Annotated in this window: 13 protein-coding genes; 5 read left to right on the top strand and 8 right to left on the bottom strand. The window is 68.4% G+C overall.

Annotated features, from left to right (window positions below):
* Positions 1 to 114 precede the first annotated feature (114 nt).
* Together VZL07_RS26100 and VZL07_RS26095 are read right to left on the bottom strand one after the other, a co-directional pair.
* Complete coding sequence (locus VZL07_RS26100; RefSeq protein ID WP_426750406.1) at positions 115 to 1,611, bottom strand: FHA domain-containing protein; 1,497 nt, start codon at positions 1,609 to 1,611, stop codon at positions 115 to 117.
* Between the two features lie 2 nt (positions 1,612 to 1,613).
* A complete protein-coding gene (locus VZL07_RS26095; RefSeq protein ID WP_426750405.1) occupies positions 1,614 to 3,911 on the bottom strand; it encodes a thioredoxin domain-containing protein in 2,298 nt (765 codons plus the stop codon).
* A gap of 381 nt (positions 3,912 to 4,292) precedes the next feature.
* On the opposite strand from VZL07_RS26095, the gene VZL07_RS26090 reads away from it, so the two are divergent.
* On the top strand, positions 4,293 to 5,702 hold the full coding sequence (locus tag VZL07_RS26090) for a serine/threonine-protein kinase (RefSeq protein WP_426750404.1): 1,410 nt from the start codon (positions 4,293 to 4,295) through the stop codon (positions 5,700 to 5,702).
* Between the two features lie 14 nt (positions 5,703 to 5,716).
* On the opposite strand, the gene VZL07_RS26085 is transcribed toward VZL07_RS26090, so the two are convergent.
* Positions 5,717 to 7,291 (bottom strand): DUF4419 domain-containing protein, encoded by a 1,575-nt coding sequence (locus tag VZL07_RS26085; RefSeq protein WP_426750403.1) that lies wholly within the window; start codon positions 7,289 to 7,291, stop codon positions 5,717 to 5,719.
* Positions 7,292 to 7,448: 157 nt separating this feature from the next.
* Here VZL07_RS26085 and VZL07_RS26080 point away from each other — a divergent pair, with 157 nt between their 5' ends.
* Positions 7,449 to 9,305: a S28 family serine protease gene (locus VZL07_RS26080; protein ID WP_426750401.1), complete on the top strand. Its 1,857-nt coding sequence runs from the start codon at positions 7,449 to 7,451 to the stop codon at positions 9,303 to 9,305.
* A 57-nt stretch (positions 9,306 to 9,362) separates the two neighbouring features.
* On the opposite strand, the gene VZL07_RS26075 is transcribed toward VZL07_RS26080, so the two are convergent.
* Entirely contained in the window at positions 9,363 to 9,773 is a 411-nt protein-coding gene (locus VZL07_RS26075; protein WP_426750400.1) for a hypothetical protein, read from the bottom strand.
* Between the two features lie 284 nt (positions 9,774 to 10,057).
* On the opposite strand from VZL07_RS26075, the gene VZL07_RS26070 reads away from it, so the two are divergent.
* From VZL07_RS26070 to VZL07_RS26060, 3 genes are all read left to right on the top strand, one after another.
* Positions 10,058 to 11,563 (top strand): poly-gamma-glutamate hydrolase family protein, encoded by a 1,506-nt coding sequence (locus VZL07_RS26070; RefSeq protein WP_426750399.1) that lies wholly within the window; start codon positions 10,058 to 10,060, stop codon positions 11,561 to 11,563.
* Between the two features lie 121 nt (positions 11,564 to 11,684).
* Positions 11,685 to 12,752 carry a phosphagen kinase gene (locus VZL07_RS26065; RefSeq protein ID WP_426750397.1) on the top strand — a complete coding sequence of 356 codons (1,068 nt, stop codon included), beginning with the start codon at positions 11,685 to 11,687 and terminating at the stop codon, positions 12,750 to 12,752.
* Positions 12,753 to 12,842: 90 nt separating this feature from the next.
* Entirely contained in the window at positions 12,843 to 13,097 is a 255-nt protein-coding gene (locus VZL07_RS26060) for a hypothetical protein (protein ID WP_426750395.1), read from the top strand.
* Positions 13,098 to 13,150: 53 nt separating this feature from the next.
* Here VZL07_RS26060 and VZL07_RS26055 read toward each other — a convergent pair whose 3' ends face one another.
* The 4 genes from VZL07_RS26055 to VZL07_RS26040 are packed head-to-tail and all read right to left on the bottom strand — an operon-like array spanning position 13,151 to position 17,198.
* Positions 13,151 to 14,062 carry a glycine betaine ABC transporter substrate-binding protein gene (locus VZL07_RS26055; RefSeq protein ID WP_426750394.1) on the bottom strand — a complete coding sequence of 304 codons (912 nt, stop codon included), beginning with the start codon at positions 14,060 to 14,062 and terminating at the stop codon, positions 13,151 to 13,153.
* Positions 14,063 to 14,076: 14 nt separating this feature from the next.
* On the bottom strand, positions 14,077 to 14,910 hold the full coding sequence (locus VZL07_RS26050; protein WP_426750392.1) for an ABC transporter permease: 834 nt from the start codon (positions 14,908 to 14,910) through the stop codon (positions 14,077 to 14,079).
* Position 14,911: 1 nt separating this feature from the next.
* On the bottom strand, positions 14,912 to 16,096 hold the full coding sequence (locus tag VZL07_RS26045) for a quaternary amine ABC transporter ATP-binding protein (RefSeq protein WP_426750391.1): 1,185 nt from the start codon (positions 16,094 to 16,096) through the stop codon (positions 14,912 to 14,914).
* A 7-nt stretch (positions 16,097 to 16,103) separates the two neighbouring features.
* Entirely contained in the window at positions 16,104 to 17,198 is a 1,095-nt protein-coding gene (locus VZL07_RS26040) for a hypothetical protein (RefSeq protein WP_426757378.1), read from the bottom strand.
* Positions 17,199 to 17,286 lie beyond the last annotated feature (88 nt).

Below are 17,286 nucleotides of genomic sequence, written 5' to 3'. Positions count from 1 at the left end.
TCAGGACTCGAAGTAGGGCTGGAGAAGCTCGCCGTCCGGAAGCCGTTCGAGGCAGACCCGCGCAGAGGACCCTCGCAGCGGGCCGCAGCCCATGCCCTGCCTTTCATCCTCAAGTCAGGCTCCTGGTGAGCGCATGGTGAACGACACGGACTCCGTGCCGAGCATGTACTCGTCACCGTCCGAGACCTGATGCCGGGTGATTCGCTCGTTGTTGAACCAGGTCCCGTTCGAGGAGTTGAGGTCCTCGATGAAGACCTCGTCTCCCACTCGCGTCACGACGGCGTGCTCGCGCGAGACGCGCTCCGACTTCACGACGAGGTTGCAGCGAGGCCCCCGGCCAATCGTGAAGCGCTCCGTGGAGACGGGCACGGGCGTGCCTTGCGCCCACCGGACGAAGACCTCCAGCGGCGCCGGGGCGCTGACGATGTTGGTGGTCTCCGCCGAGGAGTCCTCCAGAATCGTCGCGGCTTCGTCGGCAGGCCTCACCTTCGGCACTGGACGCGCGACCAGCGGACGAGCCGCAATCGGTGTCGAGACCGGGGCCTCCGCCTGAGCAGCCTCCGTGGAGTCCTCCACGATGCCCAGCGCCGCGAGCTCCGCGGCAATGTCGTCAGTGGACAGCTCCCCCTTCACGCCATTGCCCGCGGATGCCTCGGCGTCATCGGCCGAATCGTCCGCGGCAACTCCGGGCTCCGACTCGTCTGAGTCTCCCGAGGGTTCCTCGTCCGAGCCAGCATGGGACACATCGCCATCCGAGGCATCCTCAGCGGACGCACCGTCTTCGACGCCCGCGTCCGAAGCACCGTCATCGGCTACATCGTCTTCCGCGGCCGAGGCATCGTCAGCGAACACTCCGTCTTCCAAATCCTCGTCCGAGGCATCGTCTGAATCCTCATCGTCGGAGTCATCCGTTTCCGCGGCCAGCCCCTCCGAGGGCTGCACGAACGCCTCGACCTCCGCGAGAATCTCCTGCATCCGCGCGTGTACCAGCTCGGTGGAGCTCACCTGTGCCACGGCCAATGGCACCGGCGTGACACCAGGCGGTTCCGTCGCGGGCTCCTCCGCCGGGTCGTCTGCCGAGAACGTGTCGACGGCCGAAGCAGCCACAGCCGCGCCCAGGCCATCCACCGAGGCAGGCACCGTCTTCTGCGCACCGGCCCCTGGCTCGGCGGGCGACACGTCCGTTTTCACGGCGCCGACAACCGGAGGCGCAACCACGCCTGTCGCCGCTACAGAGGGATGCGCCGCCGCAGGTGCAGCCGTCTCGGCTACGGGCAGAGCACCCGGCGCCACCGTCATTGCACCGGCCGCCTCGACCACGGACTCAGCACCCGGCGCCGCCAATATTGCAATGGCCGGCGCGGCCGGCACAGCCCCCGTCACCTGGGCGACGGGCTCCGCCCCCGGCGCGGCCGTCACGGCACCACCGGCCACCTGCGGCTCCCCGCTCAGCGGAATCGCGGTGGGGGCCACGTAGCCATTCTGGCGCGCGAGCTGAAACAGGGCCTGCGCCACCAGCGCATCCCGGTCCACGCCCATGTCGCGGCTCATCAACTCCAGCGCCCGCCACAGGGGCTCGGAGACCTCAATCGTCTGACGAATCCGCTTCATGACTACCCCCTCAGATTGTCCTGCCACGGCGACACGTGGTTCGCGTCGGTCAGCCAGAAGAACATCGCCTGCGTCTCCGCGTACTGCTCCTCGGCAATCCCTGCCAGGTTGGGGTGCAGTTCCTGGAGGGCGACCCCTTCGAATTCGAACGTTGGCAGATCCGGGTCGAGCCCACCACGGGCCCGCCGGTTACGGCACTGCCACAGCCGCTGCGTCGCCTGCCCCGCCGCCTGCCCGAAGTCCGCCGGAGGCACCAGCGTCTCCGGCATCCGGAGCGACTGCTCCCCGCTCGCCCACAAGAGCCAGGTCAGCGCGCTCCAGTCCCCACGAGCCACGCGAGACAGGGCCGGCAGCCCCATCCCCTTCACGGACAGCGTCTCGTCGATGACCACCGAATCGCCATCCTCCCCCTCGACCTCTGTCTGCTCCAGTTCGACGGGCCCGTCCGGAAGCAGGGACGACAGATCGGGCGGCAGCCAGGGCACGTGCGCACCGGGCTTGAAGCGGGAGAGAATCTCCGCGCGCAGCAACTGGAGCCGCGTGGCGTACTTGCGAACCACCACCTGCACCGCGTCGAGCGCCTTCTCCGGCCCGTCGGGCACCTCCTCGAACGTGCAGTGCGCAGACTCCCGCCCCGGCCAGAAGTCGAAGCGTGGGAACAACACCCGCCCGTAAGCCGACAGGAAACTCCCCGAATCCGGCTCCGACGGCACCAACGCCGCCGCGTCCTTCTGCATCTGCTCGCCCAGCCCCAGGTTCGCCAGGATGAGGCTCCGGGTGAACAGGTACGCCGAGCGCTCCGGCGCCAGCAGCATCGCGGCCAGGATGAAGTCCAATGCCGCCCGGGGCCGGTCCTGCTGGTCGTGAAGCACCGCCAGGCCTCGGAGCAAGGTGGCGCCCTCCGCGCCTCGAATCATCGCATCCGCCAGCGCCGCCCGCTCATCTCCCGCCCTGTCCACCACCCGCTCGGCGTGCTCGCGAGCGCTCGCCTCCGCGCGAGGCAAGGAGAGCGCTTCCAGCCACGCCTTCAGCGGTCCAACATCCAGTGACATGGCGCTCGCCCGCGCCATGGCCAGCAGCGCCTCCCGGTGCCGCCGGTCCGCCCGCGCCTGCTCGGCGAACGCACGCCACTCAGTGGCACTCCGCGGCAGGTTCGAGAACACCGGCGAGCCATCCAGCGCCTCGGGGCCCTGGGCCACGCCCAAATCCCGGCTGATGACGGGCGTGCCCTCCGCGTCCAGCAGCCGCCACGTGCCGCAGGCGGAGCCGTCCTCCATCTCCCCTTCATCGAACCGAACCCGAGGGTCCGCGTATGCGTCCACGGCGCGGGAGCGGTAGCGCCCGTGTTGGCTGCCCTCGCGGAACTCGCTCTCCCAGAGGAACTGTCCCTCCCGGTCCCAGAACCGGCACAGGCCATGCCGCTCGCCCGCCGCGTTGAGAGACACGGACGCCCACTGGTCCTGGTCTTCGCGGTACTCGGCAGTCTCCGGCAGGTTCGCGGGGCGCGTGGGGTACGGCACGCCCGTGGAGGGCACCACGCGCTCACCCGCGGCGTTGTAGTGCAACACCTGCGTCACGCGGCCGTGCGCGTAGAGCATCACCGTCTTGCGAACCTTCTCGCTGACACCGTCCTCGTGCATCCGCTCCGTGGTGAACTGGTCGGATGCGTACCAGGTGCGCGGGCCATGAAGCTTGCCCTGCTCGAAGGCGCCGTCCTGCGACACCTCGCCGCTCTCATGGAAGCGCTTGAAGGGCCCGTGAGGCTTACCGTGGACGAAGCTGCACTCGTTGCAGAGGGTTCCGTCGGCGCGCCAGTACTTCCAGGGGCCGTGCTTCTCCCCGTCCTCGTCGGTGTCGCCGAAGCACCACTCCTGGTCCCCGTCATCCCATTCCGCTTCGGGCGGCACACCCGGCGGCGGCCTGCCCTCCTCCGTCAGCTTCCGGTTCACGGCCCGCTGCTGCTCGACGGCCAGGTCCACCGAGTCCAGCTTGCCCAGCCAGCTCGCGAACGCCGCGGCCGACATCGCTCCCGACACACGCCGGACCTCGACGCCATCCTTGAAGGCCACCAGCGTGGGAATGGAGCGAATCTCCATCCGGCCGGACACCTCCTCCTGCGCCTCCGTGTCGAGCTTGCCGAAGGTGATGTTCGGGAACTGCTTCGCTGCGGCCTCGAAGGTCGGCGCGAAGCCGCGGCAGGGGCCACACCACTCCGCCCAGAAGTCCACCACGCACACCCCAGGCCCCTGGGTGACACGCTCGAAGTTCTCCTGGGTCAATTCGACCGTCAGACCTGCCACGCCAACTCCCTTGCAAGGTGCGGGTGACGATAGAAGTGGGCGCGGGCCCCCGCGTCAACGTTGCAGTTCACTGCGGGAGGACAGGGCCTTCGAGCACCGCCTACTCCGGGAATCCGCTCGCGAGCCCCGTCTCAGAAAGCGAAAAAGCCCAGCCCTTGAGAAGCGTGCGCGCGCATCCCCCAACCCGGCGCGCAAGTCGCTTCCAGCGCAGAAGGGTCACCATCACCCCGGGTGAAACACCCCCGCGGAACTCCTGAAACAATTACAATCCCGGCAGGTCGCAGAGCGTAGGGCCTTCCGCGAAATCAACGGCGGCTGCATCCGTCATCGGGTGGATGGGCGCCAACGTTCTTCATCAGGCTCGGGTATACACGTCGCGTCATGAGTCGCTCATCCTTGGTGGAGACGGTGCTGGGGCAGAAGTATCAACTGCGCCGGAGGATTGGCGTGGGGGGGATGGGCACCGTCTACGAGGCCGAGCAGCTCGACGGAGGCCGCCTCGTCGCGGTCAAGGTGCTCCAGCAGCACCTCTTCGGGCAGCCGGCGGTGCACGCGCGCTTCCGCCGCGAGGCCCAGGCCACCGCGGGCGTGCGGCATCCGCACATCGTCGAGGTGATGGACTTCCATGACGGACCGGATGAGCCGCCCTACTTGGTAATGGAGCTGCTCCTCGGACAGACGCTGAAGTCCCTGCTGAAGAAGGAAGGCCCGCTGCCCGTGGCGCGCGCGGCGACCATCGCCCACCAGGTGGCGTCCGCACTGGCTGCGGCGCACCAGGCCGGCGTCATCCACCGCGACATCAAGCCCGACAACATCTTCCTCGTCGACACGGGGTCGGCCGACATCCAGGTGAAGGTGCTGGACTTCGGCGTCGCGCGGCTCCTGCACGAGGACGACGCCACCGCGCTGGGCACCGAGTCCGGCGCCTGGGTGGGAACGCCGTCCTACATGGCCCCGGAGCAGGTCCGCTGCCGTCCGGTCGACGGGCGCGCGGACATCTACTCGCTGGGAGCCTGCCTGTATCAGATGGTGACGGGGCAGCGGCCCATCGACGTGGCGGACACCGTCGCCCTGCTCTCCGCCATCCTCGAAAAGGTGCCCACGCCCCTCAGCGGCATGCGCGCGGATGTGCCGGAACACTTCTCACAGGTGGTGGAGCGCACGCTGAAGAAGGACCCGGACGCGCGCTACGCGGACGCGCGGGAGCTGGCGCAGGCGCTCGAGCCATGGACGCACGCCGCCGACACCGTGGCTCCACCACACCCCGCGCCCGAGCCCGCCGCGGCCGCACCCGCGGGCCCCGCGAACGAGGCCCAGGTACCGGAGACCGCGCCGCCCCCATGCGTCCGGCTGCAGACCGTCCTCATGGTCGCCAGCGCACTGGGAGTGGGCGTCGCTGCCACGGGAGGGCTCGTCCTGACAGCCTACGGGATGACGCATATGGATGACCCCGCCATCGTCCGTGTCGTCGAAGCACCACGGCTGGCCGGTGAAGCGGGCAGCGCGCCCGGGTCCCTGGGGTACAGCGAAGGCTGGATTGCGGAATCCATCAAGGCGCGCGCGCCCGCGCTCGACCAGTGCTACGCGAGGAACGGCGAGGACGCCGCCTGCCGGCAGGACACCTTCGCACTGGTCTACTCCCCCCAGGGCGTCGTACTGGGGGCACGGGCGCAGCCGTACCAGCCTTCCGCACTCGCTCGATGCATCAACATGGCGCTCCAGGGCATCTCCCTGGGCAGACCGCGCGAGGCTGTGGCGGGCACCGCCACCGTCCTGCTCCGGCGCGAGTAGCCCGGCGAGCCCCTTCACTCCGTCAGGTCGACGCGCGCTCCCGGCGAGAAGTCCGCTGCCTTGAAGTAGACCTGTCCCCGCGAGTTGAGCGCCTGGCGCAGGAACTCCGCCAGAGACGGGGCGACGCACACACCATGCGAGTCCTGGGGCCGCTCCACCCAGTAGACAGGGCGGGGCCCTGCCCGACGGGCGTTGAAGCGGTAGACCAGGAACCCGTGCGGACCGACATCACAGAACCGCGTCCAACCCGCCGGCGTACTGGGGCCGCCCGACCCTGGCTGGCTGGCGTTCCACCAGCGCATCTGGAAGAAGACCTCCAGCGCCTCCGTTGAACGGATGCGGTACACCGCTTCGGCGCCCTTGCCGAAGAGCGACGCCCCATTGAACGCGGCATAGAGTTGCTGGATTTCTCCCGGCAGCCCCCCGCCGCTCCACAGCTCGCGCCACTCGTCCCAGCGCGCCTCGGACATGGGAGGCTCCGCCGCATGTTCATCCTCGACGCGCCGGAGCATCGCATCCAACCCCAGGTCCTCGTGGATGACCCAGCCCGGCACCGGCCGCAGCGCCAGCGTGTCGGCGGACTGGCAGGTCCCCATGAAGCCCGCTGACAGGGCCATCCGCGCCTTCACCAGCCCCTGGTCGGTCACCACCTCGAGGAGGACGGGGACGCGAGACAGGCCCGTGGGCAGTTTTTTGCTCGAGAGGGAGACGCTCCGCTCCATGCCGTCGGGCTTGCCCAGCTCCTCGGGCTCCAACATCGGGTTGGGAACGTCATAGGCCCCCGTCGCATGGTTGCGGAGGAAGGGAAACAGCTTGCCAATCCAGCCATTGAACGTTTCCCGGCCGTAGGCGTGGTGCAGCTTGTAGATGGCACGCCAGAACTCGCGGTCCGCCTTCCCCTCGGAGGCCCGGATGAACTCGTCGCACAGCGGCTTCAGGTGCCGGGCCCAGCCCTCCAGGCCATAGCGGGGAAGCTGCTCCACCTTGTCCCGGAACTTGCGCCAGTCGTCTGGCGAGCCTTCGAGCGTGATGGTGGGGATGCCGCAGATGCACATCACCGCGTAGTCGAAGTACTCGCGCATCGCATCCATCAGCACCACCTGGCTGACCACGCGCTCCACCGGTCCCGTCGTGGAGAAGTCACACACCATCAGGTCATGCATCGCGGGCGAGTGGCCTTGAATCTGCGCGGAGAACTCCGCCACGATGCCTGGCCAGAAGTCCTCCGATGCGACGTCGCCCCGCGAGGCATCGCGCGTCACCGTCAAACGCATACGCCCCCGGTGGCGCACCAGGTCGAACCGCAGCGCCTCCGCGTTGCGGATGACGTGCAGGGCCACCCCCTGGGCGATGGTGATCCACAGGACGTCTGGCGTCAGCACCAACGGGCGGTGCCCGCTGAAGGCCAGATGCACCGCGGACAGCAGGGGGTGGGTATCCTCCGGCCGGACGAAGAGCGCCCCGGCGTGGGAGGCCCCCAGAATCTTGTCATCCAAGCGCCCCCTCAGGGCCTCCTCGAGCCGCATTTCCTCGAGTGGCAGGACGGCGGGTTTCACGTCATCGACGGCGAAGGTCACGCTGTGGGGCATGCGCATCATTACATCCCGCCTGTGCGGATGGCGGCAAGCCATCTGACGGCTGGATGTTTCCACCGGCGCGCCGACGCGTATTGGCCTCTTCATCCCGTGCGGGGTACGCGCCTCGATGCGTTAGTCTCGCGCCACCATGTCATCCACAGAGGGGTTCATGCGCCATCCCAGAAGGCTGTCCCACACACCCCTTCTCGTCCTCCCGCTGCTGCTGATGCTGACCCAGACGGCGTGTGGCGACGATACGCCGAAGCCGATTCCAGACGCGGGCCTCCAGACGATGGATGGGGGCAACGACGCGGGCTTCCCCCCGGAGGACGCCGGCACCGACGAGGATGCAGGCAACCCTCCAGGTGACGCCGGGACGGATGACGCAGGCACGCCTCCGGAGGACGCCGGCACGGACGAGGACGCGGGAGTCCTCCCGGAGGACGCCGGCACGGACGAAGACGCAGGCACCCCGCCGGAGGACGCGGGGACCGAGGTGGACGCGGGAGCGCCGCCGGACGATGGCGGAACGGGCGAGGAGGACGGGGGCACGGGCGAAGCGGACGGAGGGACGGACCCCGTCGACGCGGGCAGCGGCGATGCCGGCACGGAGCCGCCCGCGTGCCCCTTCGGTCCGCCGGACGCGGGCAGCCCGTTGCCGGGCGACCCGACCGTCGTCCTGGACCCGAACGCGGACATCCTGGACCGGCTGCGGGCGATTCCAGGCCTCACCGTGGCGGAGAATCCCAATGGCAGCAGCGTCCCCGCGGGCCATCGCTTCTTCGTCATGGAGTACGACCAGCCCGCGGACCATGTGCGCCCCGAGTGCCAGCGCTTCAAGCAGCGCATGACGCTGCTGCACCACTCCGACGCGGCGCCCATGGTCTTCCACACGAGCGGCTACTACGTGTCCATGTCCACGGGCCGCCGCGAGCTGACGACGCTGCTGGCCGCCAACCAGCTGTCCATCGAGCACCGCTTCTTCCTGCCCAGCCGCCCGGAGCCGGCGGACTGGAGCCTGCTCACCATCCAGCAGTCGGCCGCCGACTTCCACCGGGTCGTCGAGGCGCTCAAGCCCATCTACTCCGCGCGGTGGATCACCACCGGCGGCAGCAAGGGCGGCGAGACGATGGTGTTCTACCGCCGGTTCTACCCGGATGACGTGTACGCGACCGTGGCCTACGTGGCGCCGCTCGTTCTCGGCGAAGACGAACGCTTCCCCGCCTTCCAGGAAGCCGTGGGCGGCCCCGAGCAGGCCTGGTGCCGCGAGCGCATCCGTACCTTCCAGCGCGCCGTCCTCGACCGGCGTGAGGAGATGCTGGACCTGCTGCGCGCGTACGCCGCGAACCACGGCCTGACCTACAACCAACTCGGCTTCGAGCGGGCCCTGGAGCACGCCGTCATCGAGACGTACTTCGCCTTCTGGCAGTACGACTCGCCGCGGAACTGCGGCCAGTTCCCGGATGCCTCGGCCACGAGCCAGCACCTGCTGGACATGGTGAACTGGACGGTGGGCCTCGCCACCTTCTCGGACGATGGCAGCTCGGGCATTGGCCCGTACCATCCGTACTACTACCAGGCGAGCCTGGAGCTGGGCTGGCCCAAGCCCTATGAGGCCCACCTGGGCAGCCGCATCGCCTTCCCGGGGACGAACATCGCCCCCCTGTACTCCACGCCCGGCGTGCCCGTCGTGTTCCGGCCCCAGGCCATGCAGGACATCGCGGACTGGCTGGTCACCCAGGGCCAGCGGGTGATGTTCATCTACGGTGACCTGGACCCGTGGACGGCGGCGGCGTTCCCCATTGGCAATGCCGAGGACTCCCCGGTGTTCGTCGTTCCGGGTGGCAACCACGGCAGCTCCATCAGCCAGCTGCCTCCCCAGGAGCGCCTCCAGGCCGAGGAGACCGTGCGGCGTTGGGGCGGCGTCTCGTCGCTGAGGTACGCCCCCGTGCCACCGCCCGAGGTCGGCATCATCGAGTTCGGTCCGCACCTGCCGCCCCGGCTGCAGGCGCCCACGGGCCGCTAGTCCATCGCCCGCCGCTCACCCGCGCTGTTGCAGGTGAGCGGTGGCGCGCCCCGAAGCTCAGGGGCAATAGGGGCACGGCGTCAGCCCCGGGTTGTCCGCCTCGAACTGAGCGTAGATTTGGCAGTTGGCGCTGCGCTCCGAATCCCGGCCCTGGCAGCCATAGTGATACGCCGCCTGGCAGAAGCTGGAGGACTGCGGATCCGCCGTCGGCCCTGAGTATGGCCGGTCACACGCGGACGAGTTTCCAGCACACTGCGCCACCTCATCGGTCAGCTCCGAGTACGAGCAACTGCTCTCGTCACCGTAGGCCGAGCACGTGTTGTCCGAGGGGCACCACTTGCAGCCTTCCGCGATGTACTCCCCCGCGCACGCCGCGCATGTCGACAAGGAGGTGCAGGGGTCGCTCGTACAGGACATCAGGACGGGTGAGAGCGCGAGACACGCGAACAGCACGGCGGAACGAACCAATCAGGAACCCCCAGAATCGAGAACGTCTCGAAGGCTGACTGAAATCGCCGCCACATTCAACCGGGAGTGTATTTTTCCACCCACCCTCCGTTGGAGAGGGCGAAGCGAGCCCCGGCCTCTCCCCGCAACAACTGCCTGCGCCGCCGGTGAACGGCAATCCTTGCCAGCAGGCTTTGCGACACCCGACGCAAGACCTGGCGCAACATCGCCTCTGTCTCTCGAAGTCTGGCAGGTCAATCCGTGGCAATGCGATTGCACAGCTCCAGACCAAACCGGGAGGAGCCATGGATACGGCACGAATCGTCTGGGTCGGTGGTCTGGCATTGTCACTCGTGGGCTGCGAGGGAGGAACCCCCCTGGCAACGCCTGAAGCGTTTTCACAGACGCAGGCCGCCCTGGTTTCGGGCGCGCTGACATTGACGGCGGACAACAGCATCTCCGGCTACGCCGCCAAGGAGTATTGCCACGTCCCGCAGGATGTCCTGACGCTGCTCGGCAGCGGCGTGGGGCGGCAGCTCCGCGTGCGCACCGGCTCGGGCGCCTCGTTCAACGAAGGCCTCTGCACCGTCAAGCAGGCGCTCGACCCGGGTGCGGGCGTGGTGAAGATGCACTCGACGGGCATTGCCCGGCTGGACATGGCCGCCAACGCGAGCGTGGTGCTCACGGCCATGCATGGCCGCGCGACCGACCGGGACGGAGTCACCTACCATCCGGGCACGGAGACCGAGGCCGAGCTCGACGGCATGGAGGGGACGAAGCCCAACCAGATCATCGAGCGGGTGGCCGACAACGGTCTCAACAACACGCTCATCTACACCGCGCCGCACGGCGGCAACATCGAGGTGCAGACCGCGGAGCAGGTGGAGTGGATTGCCCCGGCCGCCACCTCGAAGGTGTCCACCTGGCGGGTGAAGGGCTGGTACGCGGGCAGCCTCAACGCCAGGGACCATTGGCACATCACCTCCACGGACATCGACGGCACCAGCTTCCCCGGGCTCGGCACCGTCCTGGGGCGTGACTTCAAATATGCCGTGTCGTTCCATGGCTACGCCGACACCAGCTACCCGGCGGCGGGCGTGCTGGTGGGTGGCGGAGAGGCCGCCGTGTTCCGGGAAGGCGTGGCGGAGGCCATCCGCGACGCCCTGCGAGGCCAGGGCCTGGGCGTGCTCCACGACCCACCCGTGTTCGCGGGCGCCGAGCCCTCCAACTTCGTCAACGAGCTCGCGCTGGGCGGCCGGGGCATTCAAATCGAGCAGTCCAACACCACCCGCACGCAGCACTGGCAGAAGGTGGCCGAGGCGGTGAAGGCCCACTACACGTGCCTCATCGACACCCCGGCGGAGGACGCCCTCACCCTCGCTGGCACGTCGCAGTCCGCCGCGAGTGACGGCACGGCCTACGCGTCCACGGGATGCCGCATGTACGCCCTCGACGTCAACGTGCAGCCCGGTCCGGCGGGCACGACCTACTCCGCGTGGGTGCACACGTCGCTGGTGGGACGCAAGGGCGCCAACTGCACCCATACCGAGCTGTACACGGACCTCTACAAGTGGTCCGCCGCCTCGGGCCGCTACCACCGCGTGGGAGGAACGCGCGCCAGGGGCCACCTCGTCGCCAACGGCAACGTCTGCCTCGTCGAGCAGCATCCAGACTACGCGCCACTGACCCTCCAGGCCCCTGCTCCGGGCGCGCCCCCCGACCAGTACCGGGCCGTGTCGTGGGCGCGGTTCTACGGGGACCCGGCCAGCTTCGCGCCCATGCCCGTCACCGTCGGCTTCGACGCGCCCTGAGCCTCGCCCACGCTCCGGTGCTGACGTGTCACGCCGATAGTTGACACGTCAACGACCGCACAGGCCGGCCGCCGCCACGGCCCAAGCCTGGAGAATCACTCGTATTCGAGCCGCGGCCCCGGTGGCACACGCCCTGCTCACGCGGGGCGCGATGCTGCTGCACAAGCACCTCACGCCCGAACTGAAAGCCAGGCTCGAGAGGCTCACGACCCGCAACGGGTGGACGCTCCGGAAGGCCATCCAGAGCGGCCTCGACCATGAAGACTCCCAGGTGGGTGTCTACGCGGGTGACAGCGAGTCCTACGCCCTGTTCTCGCCGCTGCTCCACCCCCTCATCCAGGAGCACGCCGGCTATGACCTGGAGGGACACGCGAGTGACTTCTCGCTCGAAGGTCTGCCCCAGGACGACCTGGACCCCACGGGCGAGTTCATCCTCTCCACGCGGATTCGCGTGGGCCGGAACCTCGCCCGGTATGCCTTCCCTCCTGCGATAGGCGCTCGCGCGAGGGCCGCGCTGGAAGCCGAGGTCGTCCAGGTCCTTGGCCAGCTGCGTGGCGAGCTCGCGGGGGAATACCATCCCCTGGCCAGCCTCTCCGAGGCGCGGCGGCGCGAGCTGGTGGAGCAGCATGTCCTCTTCAAGCCGGCGGACCGCTTCCTCGACAGCGCGGGCGTCAACCGGGACTGGCCTCGCAACCGCGGCATCTTCCACTCCGCCGACATGCGCTTCATCGTCTGGGTGGGAGAAGAGGACGCCCTGCGCATCATCAGCATGCAGCCGGGCTCCGGGCTCGCGCAGGTCTTCCATCGCCTCAAGGCGGCGCTCGACGTCCTCGAAGAACGCCTGGAGTTCGCCCGGGATGAACGGCTCGGTTACCACACGACGTGCCCCACCAACCTGGGCACGGCCATGCGCGCATCGGTGCTCATCAGGTTGCCGTGCCTGTCACGACGGCCGGACTTCCGGGCGCTCTGTTCGAAGCTGGGGCTCGCCATCCGCGGCTTGCACGGCGAGCACTCCGAGGCCCACGACGGCATCCATGACATCTCCAATGCCGTCCGCCTTGGCGTGACGGAGCGAGACATCTACCAGCAGCTGCGAAGCGGCGTCCTGAAACTCATTGCGCTGGAGTCTCGCGCCCGCCTTGCAACCCGAGGTGAAAATTCGAACCTCGCTGCGGGCGGTGAGTGAACACGGCGCAGGGTACGCAGCCGCCCCTACATTGACCCGTCAATTCGCGCGCAGCTAGCCTTTCGTTTCCCTCACGAAAGGTTGGTTTTCATGAAGCAATGGCTTGCCGTCACCCTGGGTGTCGTCGTCGGGCTTGGCGCCGTGATTCCACCGCTGGCCGTGGCGGACACGCCCGACGCGGAGCTCGACAACGCGCCCTGCTTCCTGGAGCTCGTCTGTAACAACGGCGCGGTGCTGAGCTGCCACGGCACCTGGGCGTGCGACTACCGCCCCGACGCCCCGGGCGCCCCCGGGTGGATCAGCTGTGACGGCGCGGGCTGGGGCTGCGACGGCACCATCTGGTGAGACTTCGCGCGTCCCGGGGCCCACCCATGGCCCCGGGGTCCGCGCAGGGCCGCTCAGGCCTTGGGAATCCAGCCGTCCACGAGCGCCTGGTTCTGCTTCATCCACTCACGCACGGCCTTCTCCGGCGCGTCCTCGGCGTCAGAGACGGCGCCCATCAGGCTGCCGAGCTGCTGGTCATCCAGCTTGAAGTTGCGCAGCAGGGCCGCGACGTCAGGCAGGTCCTTCTCCAATCCCACGCGAGTGAGCGTGTGGATGGACTCCGCGGCGCCATAGACGCCCTTCGGGTCCTCGAGGAACTTCAGGTCCCAGCGCGCGAACTTCCAGTGCGGCTTCCAGCCGGTGACGACCACGGGACGCTTCTTGGCGACGGCGTCCTTGAGCTCGGCGGTCATCGCCGGTCCGCTGGAGGGGACCAGCTTCAGCTCCAGCCCGTACTCCTTGATGGCCTTCTCCGTGGTGGTCATGATGCCCGCGCCCGAGTCGATACCGACGATGGTCTCGTTCAGCGCCTGCTTCTTGCCGTTGAGCTGCTCGATGCTGGTGATGTCCAGGTCCGCCGGCACCACCAGGCCAATCCGGGCCCCCTCGTAGTTGGTGCCCAGGTCCACCACCTTGCCCTGGAAGCGCTCCATGTAGCTCTTGTGGGTGACGGGCAGCCAGCCGTCCAGGAACGCGTCCGCGTCGCCATTGGCGAGCGAGGCGAACACAGGAGCCACGTCCGCCATGGTGGTCTGCACCTGGTAGCCCATCCGGTCCTCCAGGACGGCCTGGACCAGGTGGGTCATGGCCACGCCCTCGGCCCAGTTCACGTAGACGAGCCGGACCACGGGCTTCTTGGCTGGAGCGGCCGCCTCGGCGGTGTCGCCAGCGGGCGCCTTGTTCTCCTGCTTGCAGCCGGAGGCGACGAGCAACCCCGCCACGGCCGTGAGCATCAGGGGCAGGCGGTTGAGAGAGGAAATCTTCACGGGGTGGGTCTCCTTCATGATGAGCGCGTCCGGGGCTTGCCCAGCGCGTGAGTCAGGCGGTCCAGCACGATGGCCAGGATGACCACCGCGATGCCGCTCTCGAAGCCCAGCCCGATGCGAAGCTGGGTGATGCCTTTCAGGACCTGCTCGCCCAGGCCACCCGCGCCAATCATGGCGGAGATGACCACCATGGAGAGCGACAGCATGATGGTCTGATTCACCCCGGCCAGCAGCGTGGGGATGGCGATGGGGAGCTGGACGTTGATGAGCGTCTGGCGCGGCGTCGCGCCGAAGGCGATGGCGGCCTCGACGACCTCCGTGGGCACCTGCCGGATGCCCAGGTTGGTGAGGCGCACCGCGGGCGGCATGGCGAAGATGACCGTGGCCACCACGCCGGGCACCTTCCCCAGCCGGAAGAACAGCACCGCGGGGATGAGGTAGACGAAGGCGGGCATCGTCTGCATCAGGTCCAGGGCGGGACGCAGCACCCGCTCCACGGTGCGGCTGTAGGAGGCCCAGATGCCCAGGGGAATCCCCAGCACCAGCGCCACCAGCGCCGAGCTGAGCACCAGCGCCAGCGTCTCCATGGTGGCCTGCCACAGGCCCATGTCCTGGATGAGCAGCATGCCCAGCGCGGTGAACACCGCCGTCCCCAGGCCGGACAGGCGCCAGGCCAGCCCCATCAACACCGCGATGACGACGTAGCTCGGCGGCAGGAGCAGCACGTACTCCAGGCCCTGGATGCAGGCCGTGAGGACGGTACGGATGGCGTCGAACACGGGCGCGCCGCGCTCGCCCAGCCAGTCGATGAGCTCCTCGAAGCCCTCTCCGATTTTCAGTGCACTCATGTCAGCTCTTCTCCCCCGCGATGCTGGCCAGCAAGGTGGCGCGGCTGACGATGCCGAGGAAGGACTGGTCCTCGGCCACGACGGCGATGGGAATCTGGGTGGTGGCCGCCACCGCCACCAGCTTCGACAGGGGCGTGTCCGGAGACGTGGTCGGCAGGTCGGTGACGAGGATGCTCTCGAGGCTGTGCTTGTCCTCCGCCATCAGCCGCAGCGCATCCTCGATACGCACCAGCCCCACCAGCTTGCGTGCCTGGTTCGTCACGAAGAGCGTGGAGGTGCCCGACTCGCGCATGCGCTTGACGGCCAGCGCCGGCCCGTCCTTGGGGTGCACCACGGACTCGGGCCGCCGCATGATGGTCCGTGCCGTGATGACCTTGGTGCGGTCCACGTGCTCCACGAAGGCGCGCACGTAGTCGTCCGCGGGGCGCGTGAGAATCTCCTCCGGAGTGCCGAGCTGCGCGATGCGGCCGTCCTTCATGATGACGATGCGCCCGCCCAGCTTCAGCGCCTCGTCCAGGTCGTGGGTGATGAACACGATGGTCTTGTTCATCCGCGACTGGAGCTCGAGCAGCTCGTCCTGCATCTGCCGGCGGATGAGCGGGTCCAGCGCGCTGAAGGCCTCGTCCATGAGCAGGATTTCCGCGTCGGTGGCGATGGCGCGCGCCAGCCCCACGCGCTGCTGCATGCCGCCGCTCAGCTCGTGGGGGAACTTCTCCTCGTAACCCTTCAGGCCCACCAGCTCGAGCGCCTGCATCGCCTTGGGCCGCGACTCCCGCCGCTCCAGGCCCTGCATCTCCAGCCCGTACTCCACGTTCCGGATGATGCTGCGGTGCGGAAGCAGGCCGAAGTTCTGGAACACCATGGCCATCTTCCGGCGCCGCACGTCGAGCAGCCCCGCCCGGTCCGCCCGGGTGACGTCCACGCCGTCCACGTGCACGCTCCCGGCGGAGGGCTCGATGAGGCGGTTGAGGCAGCGCAGCACCGTGGACTTGCCGCTGCCGGACAGCCCCATGATGACGAAGATCTCGCCCGCCCTCACGTCGAACGAGGCCTCCTGGATGGCGACGGTGCAGCCCGTCTCCTCCAGGATCTCCTGCTTGCTCCGCCCCTTCTCCAGCAGGGCGATGGCCCGCTCCGGATGCCCGCCATAAATCTTCCGCAGGCCGCGGACTTCAATCTTCTCCATGGGCGCCTCAGAAGTAGTAACCGACGTTGATGTTGAAGCGCGTCTCCCAGGGCGCGTTCGGGTCACCCTCGGCGAGCGCATGGCCATAGCTGGGCCCCAGCCACGGCTGGTTCTTTCCGCTCGCCACGTCGACGTAGGTGAAGACGGGGCCCGCGGTGACGAGCATGCCCAGCACGTTCTGCATGGACGTCTCGAAGGCGGCGTCGGCTTTGTCGAAGAGACTGAAGTCGTCGTAGAAGGTGAGCTTGGAGATGGGCCCCCACGACACGGGCACGTCGTAGGACACCCCCGCCGCGTAGACGGTGCCCTGGGCCGCCATCTTGTAGGGGGCGTCATACGCGCCCATCGTCACGATGGCGTCGTCCTGGCCCTCCGGGTTCTTCAGGTCGTAGCGGTAGGTGAGCACCTCCATCCGGAGGTTGAAGGGACCGTAGTAGCCGTCCAGGTGCAGCGCGCCGGCCAGGTTCAGGCCATTGCGCCGGGTGACGCTGTTGTAGATCTGCCCCGCCTGCGCGGACAGGCCGACCTCCGTCCGCCCCAGATCCCCATGCTGGAAGGTGTAGGCCAGACGCGCGTTGAGCTTGTTGCTCTCATGGTTCGCGCTCTCCACGCCCAGGTACGACTCACCGGCGTTGGAGCTGCTCACCTGCACGACGTCGAAGGAGTAGCGCGCGCTGTCCGTGCTCCGGCCGGTGAAGCTGCCTTCGTCGTTCTTGTAGAAGGCGAGCTGGAGGTCCCACGGGCCCTGGGTGTGGATGAGCTTGAGCCCCAGGTCGTAGTCATCCTCCATGCCCATGTAGTAGGGCAGCGAGAAGAACCAGTTGTGAGAGGCGTAGGGCAGGACACCAAACGGCACGCGGTGGACGCCGAGCTGGAGCTGCGTGGCCTTGGAGAACTCGTAGCCCACCCACCCGTGGTGGAGCATGGAGTACCCCGAATAGAGGCGGTACTCGGCGGACATCAACACCTTGGAGAGCCTGGCGTCGACGTTGAGCCGGAAGGTGTCGAAAGCGACATCGCCACCGCGGCGCCGGTTGTCTTCTTCTCCGGGCCACGTCTTGACGAAGGCATTGAGGCGCAGCGCGCCGCCGACCTTGAGCATGTCTGCGTCTTCGGCCACGTCGTCCTCCGCGGACGCGGCGGGCGCGAAGAGGCAGGTCAATCCAGATAGGAAAAGCGCGTGCGAGAAT

Source organism: Pseudomyxococcus flavus (assembly GCF_050038885.1).
Taxonomy (GTDB): domain Bacteria; phylum Myxococcota; class Myxococcia; order Myxococcales; family Myxococcaceae; genus Myxococcus; species Myxococcus flavus.
This window is presented reverse-complemented; position numbering and strand designations above follow the sequence as displayed.

Coding starts and splice junctions, on each gene's coding strand:
- VZL07_RS26100 (WP_426750406.1), bottom strand. CDS start 1,611: ATGAAGCGGATTCGTCAGACGATTGAGGTCTCCGAGCCCCTGTGGCGG.
- VZL07_RS26090 (WP_426750404.1), top strand. CDS start 4,293: ATGAGTCGCTCATCCTTGGTGGAGACGGTGCTGGGGCAGAAGTATCAA.
- VZL07_RS26085 (WP_426750403.1), bottom strand. CDS start 7,291: ATGCCCCACAGCGTGACCTTCGCCGTCGATGACGTGAAACCCGCCGTC.
- VZL07_RS26080 (WP_426750401.1), top strand. CDS start 7,449: ATGCGCCATCCCAGAAGGCTGTCCCACACACCCCTTCTCGTCCTCCCG.
- VZL07_RS26070 (WP_426750399.1), top strand. CDS start 10,058: ATGGATACGGCACGAATCGTCTGGGTCGGTGGTCTGGCATTGTCACTC.
- VZL07_RS26060 (WP_426750395.1), top strand. CDS start 12,843: ATGAAGCAATGGCTTGCCGTCACCCTGGGTGTCGTCGTCGGGCTTGGC.
- VZL07_RS26050 (WP_426750392.1), bottom strand. CDS start 14,910: ATGAGTGCACTGAAAATCGGAGAGGGCTTCGAGGAGCTCATCGACTGG.
- VZL07_RS26045 (WP_426750391.1), bottom strand. CDS start 16,096: ATGGAGAAGATTGAAGTCCGCGGCCTGCGGAAGATTTATGGCGGGCAT.
- VZL07_RS26040 (WP_426757378.1), bottom strand. CDS start 17,198: ATGCTCAAGGTCGGCGGCGCGCTGCGCCTCAATGCCTTCGTCAAGACG.